The sequence below is a fragment of the Mesorhizobium sp. M0500 genome, assembly GCF_040321165.1.
Lineage (GTDB): Bacteria > Pseudomonadota > Alphaproteobacteria > Rhizobiales > Rhizobiaceae > Mesorhizobium.
In genome coordinates this window covers 58,812-71,957 of sequence record NZ_JAMYRB010000016.1, presented here as the reverse complement: position 1 = coordinate 71,957, position 13,146 = coordinate 58,812, and the positions used below count along the sequence as shown (strand labels likewise).

Here is a 13,146-nt window from a genome sequence, read left to right as displayed (position 1 = left end):
TCATAGAACGGCGGCGCGGGAAGTCCAGCGCCGCCGTTCAATTTCTCAGGACTTATTCGGTGACGTCGACGCCGTCAAACCGATGAATGCCGAGCGGGTCCATAACGAAGCCCGACACCTTCTTGTTCATCGGCATGAAGACCTTGGAGTGGGCGATGGTCAGCCACGGAGCCTCACGCTTGAACACCACCTGAGCTTCCTCGTAGATCTTGGTGCGCTCGGCGACGTCCGTCGTCGCCTTGCCTTTTTTCAGCAGGGCTTCGAATTCCTGGTTGCACCAGATCGCATAATTGGACTGGCCGATGGCATCGCAACCGAGCAGGAAAAAGAAGTTGTCCGGATCGCCATTGTCACCGGTCCAGCCCAGTTGGAAGGCGCCATCGCGATCCTTAGCCTTGCCGCGCTGGCGATACTCGGTCCATTCGTAACTGACGATCTCCGCCTTGACCCCGACAGCGGCATAGTCGGCCTGGATCAACTCGGCGACGCGCTGGGCGTTCGGGTTGTAGGGGCGGCTGACCGGCATAGCCCAGATCTTCATCGACAGATCCTTGACGCCTGCATCGGCCAGCATCTTCTTGGCCGCCTCCGGATCATAGGGATCGTCCTTGATGTCCTTGTTATAGGACCACATGGTCGGCGGGATCGGGTTGATGGCCGGCGCGCCGGCGCCCTGATAGACCGCGTCGATGATCGCCTTCTTGTTTACCGCCATGTTGAGGGCCTTGCGGACCTCGACCTTGTCGAAGGGCGGCTGCGTCGTGTTGTAAGCCATGTAGCCGATGTTCAGGCCTTCCTGCTCGTCGACCTTGAGGTTCGCGTCGGCCTGCAGTCCGGCAATGTCGGCCGGCGCCGGGTATGACATGATATCGCATTCGCCCGCCTTCAGCTTCTGCGCGCGTACGGCCGGATCGGGCGTGATGGCGAAGATCAGATCGTCGATCTTCTGTCGGCCGCCATAGTAGCCGTCCCATGCTGCATAGCGCACGACCGCATCGACCTGATAGTCGACGAACTGGAACGGACCAGTGCCGACCGGCTTCTGGGTGAACTGCTGCCTGGTGCCGGCCTTGTCGAGCTGGTCGGCATATTCCTTGGAAACGATCGAGGCGAAATCCATGCCGAGGTCCGGCAGGAACGCGACTTCAGGCTTGTTCAGCACGAATTTCACCGTCAGGTCGTCGACCTTGACGATTTCCTTCAGGAGATCGGGGAAGCCCATGCCGGTGAAATATTCCCAGCCGGTGCCTTCCAGATAGCTGTACCACGGGCTTTCTTTCTTCCACTGGCGTTCGAAGGAAAAGATCACGTCGTCGGCGTTGAGGTCGCGCGTCGGCGTGAAATAATCGGTCGTCTGGAATTTCACACCCGGGCGAAGCTTGAAGGTGTATTCGAGACCGTCATCGGAAACCGTCCAGCTCTCGGCCAGGCCGGGCGAGATGGTGGTCTTGCCATGCTCGAACTCGACCAGGCGCGAATAGATGGTGCGCGACGAGGCATCGAAGTCGTTGCCGCCGCTCCATGGCGACGGGTCGAAGCCGGCCGGCGAAGCCTCCGAGCAATAGACCAGTTGTTTTGCATTGGCCACGCCGCCGAGGACGCTTGCAGCCAGCAACGCGGCTGCAAAAGTCAGTTTCTTTTTCATTGAGCACTCCCTGATGTTCTTCCAAGCCCCTCTGTCAGGCTCGCGAAGGCCGCATATAAGCACCGTTTTTCTAGCTTTGGAACTGCTTGTTTGCCTAACCCACGGGAAGCAGAAAAAAATTCCGGCACGCGGCAAATTGTGGAAAAAACGAGCCGAATCCGCAGATCACGACATTATTAGCGACTTCAATTTTTTGTTGATCGGTAATGCCGCCGATTGGGGGAATCGAGCCGTTCGGTTCAAGAGATGCGCGTCCGAAAACCGGTCGCGGCCAAGAGGTTTGACGGCAAGTCTTACCGCACTCCAGGTGGCGAGGCTTGCACGGCCGCCGCTTGTGGCAATACATAGATAGATGGGCAGCGTGCCGGATTTTCCCAGGTTCCGGATATTGCGGCAAGCGGTGGGATATCTTTGTTGATCAGGGCGGTGGTGGCGCGCAAGCATGCCGAAACAATAAGAACGATTGAGGGAGCGACAGGTGGCAAAACCGGCAAAGACAACCAACGCGGCGAAAGCAAAGGCCGAGGCAACATCGAAAGCGGTCAAGCCAAAAGCGGCCGCCGCCAAGCCGACGGCAACCGCGAAGGCAAGCGCGAAGCCGGCGGCGAAGACCACGGCTGGAACGGCTGCTAAACCGGCAACCGGCAAGACTGCGCCTGCTGCAAAATCTGCCGCCAAGCCGGCGGCGAAGGCAGTGCCGACAGCGCCACGACCGCCGGCAGGTCCGGCCAAGAGATTACCGAAGGCGATCACCGCACTGGCCGCTGGCCTGCCTGAAAAACCGTGGCTCCAGAGTTACCCAAAGATCGTGCCGGCCGAGATTGGCGACCTGCCCTCCAGCTCGATCGGCGACTTTCTCGTCGCCGTGTGCAAGCAGTTTGCGAATCGGCCGGCCTTCGTCTGCATGGGCAAATCGATCACCTATGCCGACCTCGAGCGACAGTCGGCCGCCTTCGGCGCCTATCTGCAATCAACGGGGCTGCAGAAGGGCGCGCGCGTCGCCCTGATGATGCCGAATGTGCTGCAATATCCGGTGGCGGTTATGGCAGTGCTTCGCGCCGGCTATGTCGTGGTCAACATCAATCCGCTCTACACGCCGCGCGAGCTGGAGCACCAGCTCAAGGATTCCGGCGCTCAAGCCATGGTCATCCTCGAAAATTTTGCCTGCACCCTGCAGGCGGTGATCGCCAGGACCGCGGTCAAACATGTCGTGGTCGCCTCGATGGGCGACATGCTCGGCGGGCTCAAGGGAACGATCGTCAACTTCGTTGTACGCCGCGTCAAGAAGATGGTGCCGGCATGGTCGCTGCCCGGCCATGTCAAATTCAACGCCGCGCTGAAGGCCGGCACCGGCAAGGCCTTCAGGCCCGCAAGGGTCGCGGCCGACGACATCGCCTTCCTGCAATACACGGGCGGCACGACCGGCATCTCCAAGGGCGCGATGCTTTTGCACAGCAACATTTTGGCGAACGTCGCGCAGAACGCGCTGTGGGCCGAAGACGCCTTTACCATCAAGCCGAAGCCGGCGCATCTGAACTTCCTCTGCGCGCTGCCGCTCTATCACATTTTTGCGCTGACGGCGAACGTGCTGGTAGGCATGCAGCAAGGCGCGCAGAATGTCCTCATCCCCAATCCGCGCGACATCCCCGGCTTCGTCAAGGAGCTGCAGAAATACCCGATCCACATCTTTCCGGGCCTCAACACGCTGTTCAATGCGCTGCTCAATAATGAGGATTTTCGCAAGCTCGATTTCAAGCCGCTGATCCTGACGCTGGGTGGCGGCATGCCGGTGCAGAGGGCCATCGCCGAACGCTGGAAGGCGCTGACCGGCTGCCCGATCAGCGAGGCCTACGGGCTCACCGAGACCTCGCCGGGAGCAACGATCAACAAATTCAGCGACGGCGTTTACACCGGCACGATCGGCCTGCCGCTGCCCTCGACCGAGATCGCCATCCGCGACGACGACGGCAACAATTTGCCGCTCGGCGAAGTCGGCGAAATCTGCATCCGCGGACCGCAGGTAATGGCCGGCTACTGGAACCGGCCGGACGAGACCGCCAAGGTGATGACCGAGGATGGCTTCTTCAAATCGGGCGACATGGGCTTCATGGACGAGCTTGGCTACACCAAGATCGTCGATCGCAAGAAGGACATGATCCTGGTTTCCGGCTTCAACGTCTATCCGAACGAACTCGAGGAAGTGGTGGCGCAGCATCCAGGCGTACTCGAAGTGGCGGCGATCGGCGTGCCGGACGAGCATTCGGGTGAAGTGCCGAAGCTGTTCGTCGTCAAGAAGGACCCGGCACTGACCGCCGACATGCTGACGGCTTATTGCCGTGAGAACCTGACCGGCTACAAGCGTCCCAGGTATATTGAGTTCCGCGCCGAGCTGCCGAAGACACCGGTCGGCAAGATCCTGCGACGGGCGTTGCGGGGCTAGGCGCAGCTTGAGCGATTGCATCGCCGGCGCCAACGCCGTGAGCATAGGTTCGCGCCCGGACCCGGCAGAGTTCATCCGGGCGAACATGCGGATCGCCCCCGTGCCCGCGCTTCCCGAAATTCGGCTTTACACCGCCCATCCGGGAAGCGGGCTCAGGCGGCTTCTCGAATGGAACCAACATGCGACCGAAGAAGACGGACCTGAACCGGAGCCACCGTACTGGGCCTATGTCTGGGCCGGCGGCGCGGTGCTCGCCCGCTACATATTCGACCGGCCGGAGACCGTGGCCGGCCGTCGCGTGCTCGACCTCGGCGCCGGTTCGGGTCTCGTCGGCATTGCAGCGGCAAAAGCCGGGGCAAGCGCGGTCGTCGCGGCCGAGATCGATCGCAATGGTGTGGTTGCGCTCGGCCTCAACGCGACTGCGAACGGCGTCGCTATCATGATCATTGGCGAAGACATCACCAGCGGTCCGCCGCCGCCGGTGGATGTCGTGGTGGTCGGCGACCTGTTTTACGCCCATGATCTTGCCGGCCAGGCCCTTTCTTTCCTCGACCGCTGCCTTGCAGCCGGCATCGCCGTGCTGATCGGCGATCCGGGCCGCGCCTATCTGCCCCGGTCGCGGCTTCGCCTGCTGGCCGAATACGAGGTGCCGGATGTCGGCGAAGGCAGGAATGCGGCGATGAAACCGAGCGGCGTGTTCTCGTTCGGACCAGCTAGCTGCGAGTCTAGACTGTCTCGCTGACCCGCGCCGCTAGAAAATCAGGCAGATCGGCAACCGAATCCAGGATGACGTCGGCGATCTGCGACAGCGATTCCCTTGTGCCGGTGCCGGACAGCACGCCGATCGCCAGGCCGCAGCCGCCGGCGCGCGCCATCTCCAGATCGTGGCGATTGTCGCCGACCATTGCGATCGCCGCCGGCCTGAGCCCTGTCAGATCCGAGAAGGCAAGGATCGTATCCGGCGCCGGTTTTGGATTGGCCACCGCATCGTAACCATAGGCGGCGTCGAAAAGCTGCGCGACGCCCAGAGTGACCAAGGTCTTTTCCGCGCCGCTGGTCGAGTCGTTGGTGGCGACGCCAAGCCGGTAGGATTTTCTGTGAAGCAGGCCAAGCGTCTCGACCACACCCGGCAGCGCCACCGCCATTGCCGATCCCTGCGCCGAAGTGATGGCGTTGAAGCGGGCGACGGCAAGCATCTGGTCCTCGTCGGACAGCCGCGGAAACCACAGCTCGACGACGTCCATGTTGGTGCCGGAGGCAAAAATTGAATCCGGCTTGAAGCGCTTGTTGGCGAAGTCGAAGCCCGCCGCCGCAAGCAGCCTGTCTGCCCTCCAGCGATCGCCTTCGGCCGCATCCATCGCCATGAAGTCGGCGATGCCCAGCCATGTCGCGTTGAAATCTACGAGCGTGCCGTCCTTGTCGAACAATACTCCCTTGATGTCCGCCAAGCTTTTCACTCCAGGCCGCGCAAGCGGTGAATGTATTCCACCAGTCCGGCAGTCGAGGCATCCCGCTTTGCGGCGTTCTCCTTGCCTTCAACGACGGGCAGCAGCCCGGTCGCCAGTTCCTTGCCGAGCTCGACGCCCCATTGGTCGAAGGAGTTGATGTTGAACAGCGTGCCTTCGACAAAGACGCGGTGTTCGTAAAGCGCAATCAGGCGTCCGAATGTATGCGGGTCGAGCTTTCTGTAGAGAATCGTCACCGAGGGGCGGTCGCCGGAGAAGACGCGGTGCGGAGCAATCCTGTCGACATCGGCGGGCTTCATGCCTTTCGCCAGCATCTGCGCGCGGGCTTCCTCAAGCGTGCGGCCCTTCATGAAGGCTTCCGACTGCGCCAGGCAATTGGCAAGCAGAAGGTCGTGGTGGTGCTTCAGCTCCGGTTCGTGGCCGACGGCAGCGGCGAGGAATTCGACCGGAATGAAATCGGTGCCCTGATGCAGCAACTGGAAGAAGGCATGCTGGCCATTGGTGCCGGGCTCGCCCCAGACCAGCGGGCCGGTCGGCGTCGTTACAGCGCCGCCGTCCAGGGTGACGCTCTTGCCGTTCGATTCCATGTCGAGCTGCTGCAGATAGGCCGGCAGCCTGGACAGACGCTGATCGTAGGGGATGACGGCGCGAGCGGGGTATTTGCAGATCACGCGGTGCCACCAGCCAATCAGCCCCATCAGCGCCGGCAGGTTCTCCGCCAGCGGCGCGGTGCGGAAATGCTCGTCCATCTCATGGGCGCCGTCGAGAAAGGCGCGAAAATCCTTCGGGCCGATGGCGATCATCACCGGCAGACCGATCGCACCCCAGACTGAATAGCGGCCGCCGACCCAGTCCCAGAAGCCGAAGACGCGATCGGGCGCGATGCCGAATTTGGCGACCAGGTCGAGCGCCGTCGAGACGGCGGCGAAATGCTTGCCGACCGCTTCCTTGCCGAGCGCTTTCTCGACCCATCTGCGCGCGGTTTCGGCATTGGTCATCGTCTCGACCGTGGTGAAGGTCTTGGAGGCGATGATGAACAGGGTGGTTTCGGCGGAAAGACCCTTCAGCGTGTCGTGGATATGGGCACCGTCGATATTGGATACGTAATGCGCGCGCGGCCCGTCATGATAGGGCGCCAGCGCCAGCGTCGCCATGGCCGGGCCGAGATCGGAGCCGCCGATGCCGATGTTGACGATGTCGGTGATTTTCTTGCCGGTCGCGCCGGCTGCCTTGCCGGAACGCACCGCGTCGGCGAAGGCACCCATCGCGTCGAGTACGGCAAGGACTTCCGCCTTCACGTCCTGGCCGTCGAGCACGATGCCCTTGCCGGTCAGGTTGCGCAGCGCCGTGTGCAGCACGGCACGGCCTTCAGTGACGTTGATCTTCTTGCCGGCAAACATCGCGTCGCGCCGGCCTTCGAGGTCGGCGGCCTCAGCCAGCTTCTCCAGCAACTCCATCGTCCGCGCATCAACCGCGCATTTCGACCAGTCGAGCAGCAGGTCGCCGTCACTGGCGGAGAATTTCTCGAAGCGCTGCGGATCGGCAGCGAAAGCCTCGCGCATCGAGCCCGATTTGGCCGCACGGTGATCGCGCAACGCGTCGAGCTGCTTTTGAAAGGACGATTGATCCACTGCTTCGCTCCAGTTCTTGAGGTGCATCTTATCAGGCCGGATGTTTCCGGCGCGTGTCGTCGCGGCAAACTATCGGGTCGAATTCCATCTGTTTCAATGCGCAGCGATGCCGCAGCGCAGCGTGGGCCGGCTCAAAGGATCACTGGCATAAATCCCAGCGATCAGAAAAATTGATTGGCGCAACACCTTGTGCCACCGGTACATTCGACTGGTCCAGCCAAGTGAGAAACGCTGGCCATCGAGGAACATCTCCCATGCCACAGCGAAACGACACGGCCATATGGTCCGGCCTGTTCCGGATTTCGGCGGAATCCGGTCAGACCCTGCAGGCGCAGATCCGCCAGGCGATCGTCGCCGCCATCCTCGACCGGCAGATCGCGGCTTCCATGCCGCTTCCGTCCTGCCGGATTCTTGCCGAAAAACTCGGCGTGGCGCGCGGCACCGTGGTGCTGGCCTTCCAGCAGCTGGTCGACCAGGGCTTCCTGGTGGCGCGCGAGCGCCGCGGCCATTTCGTCAATCCCGAAGTGCTGGCGACGCCGGCCAAGCCGCATCAGAAGGCGCCCGACCAGGCCAACGAGATCGACTGGAAGGCGCGTCGGCAGATCGCGGCGAGCGACATGCCGCCGCCGGCCAAGCACGACAACTGGATCAAGTCGTCATACCCCTTCGTCTATGGCCAATTCGACCCGGCGCTGTTCCCGACCGCCGAATGGCGCGAGTGCAACCGCATGGCGTTGGCGGTGCTCGAAATCCGCAACTGGGCATCCGACATGGTCGACCGCGACGATCCGCTCCTGATCGAGCAGATCCAGGCACGGCTGCTGCCGCGACGCGGCATCTTCGCCAATCCGGACGAGATCATCGTGACGTTGGGCGCGCAGAACGCGCTTTACATGCTGGCGACGCTGTTGATGACCAAGGGCTCCAAGGTGGCGATGGAGGACCCGGGCTATCCCGATGCACGTTCGATCTTCCGGCTGGCCGGCGCCGAGATCCAGCCGGTTCCGGTCGACCACTCCGGCATCGTAACCTCGGCCATTCCCAATGATTCCGGCTTCGTCTTCGTCACGCCCAGCCACCATTGCCCGACCATGGTGCCGCTGTCGGCAGAGCGGCGGCAGGAGCTTTTGGCGCGCGCCAACCGGCACAACCAGATCATCATCGAGGACGGATATGACAGCCAGCTCCTGGACGAGGCGCCGCAGCAGGCGCTGAAGAGCCTCGATCGCTCCGGCCGCGTCGTCTATGTCGGCTCGATGTCGAAGACGCTGGCTCCCGGCCTCAGGCTCGGCTACATCGTCGCCTCGGCCGGGCTGATCTCCGAGCTTCGGGCGCTACGCCGCTTCATGCTGCGCCATCCGCCGGCGAACAACCAGCGCGCCGTCGCATTGTTCCTGTCGCTCGGCCATCACGAGGCGCTGGTGCGGCGGCTGTCGAGCGCCTTCGACGAGAGGCGCAAGCGTCTGGTCCATGCGATTTCCGCCTTCCTGCCGGAGTGGCGCTCGACCGATTCGGCCGGCGGCACGTCGCTCTGGCTCGAGGGGCCGCGCGGCACCGATTCGCGCGGGCTGGCGGAGGCCGCGGCCTCGCGCAGCGTCATCATCGAGCCTGGCGACCGCTTCTTCGACCGCACCGAAAAGCCATCGCGTTTCATGCGCTTGGGCATTTCCTCGATCGCGTTGCAGCACATTGAACCCGGCATCCGCGAACTTGCGACGGCAGCTGGACGCAGGCCGGCAGCGGCCTGATCTCCCTTCCCCGACCGGAGCCTGGCGCATGTAGTGCGGCTCCGGTTCTTTAGCTCCTTGGCATATGCGACGGGACCGGCTGGCACATAGGCTGTGCCAATGCCGGCGGCATAGTCGCTGTATAGAGGGGACGAAGCAGGCCGATGGTGGACCAACCGCCGCGCCCGCTCCGCAGCTAAAGTTGGAGTGCCTTCATGCCAATGGCCCATGAGAAGCAGGACGTGTCCGCAGACCAGCGTTCGCGGCGGTCCGGCGGGCGCGAGGCGCGCCGCGCCATGCGGGCGGCACCGCTTGCCGACGACGTCAAGCCGGTGCGTGCCGGCCTCGAAGGCGGAAGCTACAGCCCGCTCAGCGGCAGCGATTGCGAACGTATCCACGAGGCCGTGCTTACCCTTCTGGAGACGGTCGGCTTCGCCAACGCCATCCCCTCCTGCATCGAGGCGCTGACCAAAGCCGGCGCGACCTTCAGTGAGGACGGCCGCCTGCGCTTTCCTCGCGGCCTTGTGCTCGACACCATCAAGAACGCGGCGCGGCATTTCACCCTCCACGGCCAGGATCCGAAGCACGACATGGTGATCCAGGGCAAGCGTGTGCACTACGGCACGGCCGGTGCTGCGGTGCATCTTGTCGATGTCGAAAAGCGTGAGTATCGCGAGTCGCTGCTGCAGGACATCTATGATGCCGCGCGCCTGGTCGAAGGGCTCGACAACATCCATTTCTTCCAGCGGCCGATGGTGCCGCGCGACATTCCCGACCCGCTCGATATGGATTTCAACACGCTCTACGCCTGCGTCATGGGCACATCGAAGCATGTCGGCACCTCGTTCACTGTGCGTGAGAACGTCAAGCCGGCGCTCGACATGCTTTATGCGATCGCGGGCGGCGAAGAGAATTTTCGCGCGCGGCCTTTCGTCTCCAATTCGAACTGCTTCGTCGTGCCGCCGATGAAGTTTGCCGAGGACGCCTGCGGCGTGCTCGAAGCCTGCGTGGAGGGCGGCATTCCGATCCTGCTGCTGTCGGCCGGCCAAGCGGGTGCAACAGCACCGGCGGCGATTGCCGGTGCTGTGGTGCAGGCGGTCGCCGAAGTGCTCGTCGGCCTTATCTATGTCAACGCCATCAAGCCCGGCCATCCGGCGATCTTCGGCACCTGGCCGTTTGTCTCGGATCTCAGGACCGGCGCCATGTCGGGCGGTTCGGCCGAGCAGGCGGTGCTGACCGCGGCCTGTGCACAGATGGCGCAGTTCTACGACCTGCCAGGCGGTTCGGCCGCCGGCATGACGGATTCGAAACTGCCTGACATCCAGTCCGGCTACGAAAAGGGCATAACCGACGTGATGGCCGGTCTCGCCGGCCTCAACCTGGTTTATGAGTCGGCCGGCATGCATGCGTCGCTGCTCGGCTTCTGCCTGGAGAGCCTGATCATCGACAATGACATGCTCGGCCACTGCCTGCGCTGCGTGCGCGGCATCGAGGTGACGGACGAGTCGCTGTCGATCGACACCATCGCCGATGTTTGCCTGAAAGGGCCGGGCCATTATCTCGGCAACGAGCAGACGCTGCGGCTGATGCAGACCGAATATTTCTATCCGGCCGTCGGCGACCGCTTTTCGCCGAAGGAATGGAATGAGAAAGGCAGGCCCGATATCCTGCAGCGGGCGATCATCGAGAAGAAACGCGTGCTTGCCGAACGCTTCCCGCGCCATGTGCCAAAGCCGGTCGACGACAAATTGCGCGCCCGCTTCGGCGATATGATCAAGCTGCCGCGCGGCAGAATGGGCGGCTGAGCGTTACCCGCTCGCCGCCAGCAACAAGACACCGGCCAGCGCCGATCCGGCAAGCGTCGGCAGCATACCGATCTTCAGCTTCAGAATGGCGATCATCGAGGCACAGGAAAGCAGCGCCGCGCGCCAGTCTATCGATGAAAGCACCGGCACGTCCATTCCAAGCCCGACATTGCGCACTTCGCCGAAGATGACGTGCAAGCCGAACCATAGAGCGAGATTCATGATGACGCCGACGACGGCGGCGGTGATCGCACCGAGCGCCGCCGACAGCGCCTTGTTGCCGCGCAGCGCTTCGATGTAAGGCGCCCCAAGGAATATCCATAGGAAACATGGGGTAAACGTCGCCCACAGCGTGAACAGCCCGCCAAACAGTCCGGCAAGCAGCGGCGCCAGCAAGCCCGGCTGGCGGAACGCGGCAACGAAGCCGACGAACTGCAAGACCAGGATGAGCGGACCCGGCGTGGTTTCGGCAAGTCCGAGGCCGTCGACCATTTCACCGGGTGCCAGCCAGCCGAAGTACTCGACCGCTGCCTGCGCGACATAGGCAAGGGCTGCGTAGGCGCCGCCGAAGGTGACGACCGCCATGACACTGAAGAAGCCACCGATTTGAGTCCAAACGCTGGCAGGGCCGGTGAAAGCCCAGACCAGCAGAACAGGCCCCAGCCAGATCGGCAGCCAGATCGCCAAAGTGCGCGGCGCGTGCCATCGTGTCGGCCTGACGTGGGTCAGTTCACCGCGCTCGAACATCAGATCGACCACGCCCTTTATGTCGGGAACATTGCCCTTGCCACGCGAGGCGCCGGAAAAAACTGCCGGCGCACTACGGTTGCCGATCCAGCCTGCCAGCCCGGCAAGCAGCACGATCAGCGGAAACGGCACGTTCAACGCGTAGATGGCGATGAAGGCGGCGAGTGCGATCGACACCATGACCGGGTTTTTCAGCGCGCGTCTGCCGATCCGGATCACCGCCTCGATGACAATGGCGAGCACGGTCGCCTTGACCCCGAAAAACAGCGCCGCGACGAGTGGTACATCGCCATAGAGCGCATAGAGGCTGCTCAGGACGAGCATGACAAGCGCGCCCGGCACGACGAAGAGGAGGCCGGCAACAAGGCCGCCGACCGTTTTGTGCAGCAACCAGCCGATATAGATGGCGAGTTGCTGGGCCTCGGGGCCAGGGAGCAGCATGCAGTAGTTCAACGCATGCAGAAAGCGCTGTTCGCCGATCCAGCGCCGTTCCTCGACCAGTTCCTTGTGCATGAGCGCGATCTGCCCGGCCGGGCCGCCAAAGCTGAGCACGCCGATTTTCGCCCAGACCTTCACGGCCTGCCGGAAGCTCGGCACAGCGGGCTCCTGGATCTCCGCCGGCTTTTTCGAAAAGACGGCGCTCACGATGGTTTGCCTGCGCCGAGACTGACTGCGCCGGCGACCGGCCAGTTATGCGTCTCCTCGGTGGCATCGCGGCACCAGCGGAAGAACGCATCGTAAAGCAGCATGCCGGCCTCGAGCTGCTCCAGATCGTCGCGAAACATCCGTGACAGGCCAAGCGAGGCGGCCAGGAACCCGGCCGCCTGTGGAACAAGATCGAGGCTCGCAGTATCGGCAGCGCGTATGATCGTGGCCAGGCGATCGAGCGCTTCGGATTTGAGCCCGAACTCCTCGATCATGGTGTCGAAGGTGCAGCGTTCGCCGCGGTGGCTCCAGAACACGTTCTCGATGTCGAAAGGGATGGCCTGAAAGCGATCGGCGACGGCCGCCACTTCGGCCGGCTCGACGAAGAGAAAGACCGCGTGAGGATCGATGAAGCGCCGGATCAGCCAGGGGCAGGCGATGCGGTCGACCTTCGGGCGCGTACGCGTCACCCAAACGGTGCGGCCCTTGGCATCGGCGGGCGGTATCTTGTCGGCGTGAACGAGAAGGCCCTTGGCATCGCGCCACGCTTCAAACCCGCCATCGAGCGATTCGGCGGCAACGCCCTCCTGCCGTAGCCATGCGGCCACGCCTTGCGAGAGCTTTTTTCCCTGTTGGCAGACGACTGTCACTTGCCTGCCGGCGAAGTCGGCAGCCCAGTTCGAGACACTCCTGAAATCACGACGATCCGACCCCGGCAGCAGGCGCGGATCGGAATTGTAGTCATCATCGATGCGGACGTCGATGATTGCGGGTGCACCCGGCAGCCCAATCAGACGGGACAGTTGCGATACAGTGATAGCGGTTGTTGACGGCATGGCGTCCACCTCCTTGAAAGAGAAGCTTGGACGCGAACGTTGGGCTGACGCCTCACGGGGTCGTCGCGATGCACCCCTTGCGATGATCGTGGATTTGTCACGCCCGCTTGTCAAGCATTGCCGTTCTCGCGGGAGCAATCGCTGTTGACAAATGACCGCGTCCAACCCTGTGCCGGGCATTTCTGCCCATTAACGGCAGGCTAT

At 63.0% G+C, this 13,146-nt stretch carries 10 protein-coding genes; 4 read left to right on the top strand and 6 right to left on the bottom strand.

Going from position 1 to position 13,146, the window contains the following annotated elements:
* Positions 1 to 52: 52 nt before the first annotated feature.
* Positions 53 to 1,645 (bottom strand): ABC transporter substrate-binding protein, encoded by a 1,593-nt coding sequence (locus NKI70_RS23995; protein ID WP_023676821.1) that lies wholly within the window; start codon positions 1,643 to 1,645, stop codon positions 53 to 55.
* Positions 1,646 to 1,810: 165 nt separating this feature from the next.
* Positions 1,811 to 2,323: a hypothetical protein gene (locus NKI70_RS23990; RefSeq protein WP_352724964.1), complete on the bottom strand. Its 513-nt coding sequence runs from the start codon at positions 2,321 to 2,323 to the stop codon at positions 1,811 to 1,813.
* Between the two features lie 16 nt (positions 2,324 to 2,339).
* Between NKI70_RS23990 and NKI70_RS23985 the strand changes: the two genes are divergently transcribed.
* Complete coding sequence (locus NKI70_RS23985; protein WP_352724963.1) at positions 2,340 to 4,085, top strand: long-chain-fatty-acid--CoA ligase; 1,746 nt, start codon at positions 2,340 to 2,342, stop codon at positions 4,083 to 4,085.
* An 85-nt stretch (positions 4,086 to 4,170) separates the two neighbouring features.
* Positions 4,171 to 4,827: a class I SAM-dependent methyltransferase gene (locus NKI70_RS23980; RefSeq protein ID WP_352698260.1), complete on the top strand. Its 657-nt coding sequence runs from the start codon at positions 4,171 to 4,173 to the stop codon at positions 4,825 to 4,827.
* Here the strand turns inward: NKI70_RS23980 and NKI70_RS23975 are convergent.
* Together NKI70_RS23975 and pgi are read right to left on the bottom strand one after the other, a co-directional pair.
* On the bottom strand, positions 4,811 to 5,533 hold the full coding sequence (locus tag NKI70_RS23975; protein ID WP_352698206.1) for an HAD family hydrolase: 723 nt from the start codon (positions 5,531 to 5,533) through the stop codon (positions 4,811 to 4,813). The two genes, NKI70_RS23980 and NKI70_RS23975, sit on opposite strands and share 17 nt — an antisense overlap.
* Before the next feature lie 5 nt (positions 5,534 to 5,538).
* Positions 5,539 to 7,182 (bottom strand): glucose-6-phosphate isomerase, encoded by a 1,644-nt coding sequence (gene pgi / locus NKI70_RS23970; protein WP_352698208.1) that lies wholly within the window; start codon positions 7,180 to 7,182, stop codon positions 5,539 to 5,541.
* 254 nt (positions 7,183 to 7,436) lie between these two features.
* On the opposite strand from pgi, the gene pdxR reads away from it, so the two are divergent.
* Both pdxR and NKI70_RS23960 read left to right on the top strand, forming a co-directional pair.
* Positions 7,437 to 8,930, top strand: a complete 1,494-nt coding sequence (pdxR, locus tag NKI70_RS23965) for a MocR-like pyridoxine biosynthesis transcription factor PdxR (RefSeq protein ID WP_023676815.1) — start codon at positions 7,437 to 7,439, stop codon at positions 8,928 to 8,930.
* Between the two features lie 194 nt (positions 8,931 to 9,124).
* Positions 9,125 to 10,714, top strand: coding sequence for a trimethylamine methyltransferase family protein (locus tag NKI70_RS23960; RefSeq protein WP_352455053.1), 1,590 nt, complete (start codon positions 9,125 to 9,127; stop codon positions 10,712 to 10,714).
* A 3-nt stretch (positions 10,715 to 10,717) separates the two neighbouring features.
* Here the strand turns inward: NKI70_RS23960 and chrA are convergent, their stop codons facing one another.
* Positions 10,718 to 12,106: a chromate efflux transporter gene (chrA, locus tag NKI70_RS23955; protein WP_352698210.1), complete on the bottom strand. Its 1,389-nt coding sequence runs from the start codon at positions 12,104 to 12,106 to the stop codon at positions 10,718 to 10,720.
* Entirely contained in the window at positions 12,103 to 12,942 is an 840-nt protein-coding gene (locus NKI70_RS23950; protein ID WP_352698212.1) for a chromate resistance protein ChrB domain-containing protein, read from the bottom strand. The genes chrA and NKI70_RS23950 overlap by 4 nt, the downstream gene beginning before the upstream one ends.
* Positions 12,943 to 13,146 lie beyond the last annotated feature (204 nt).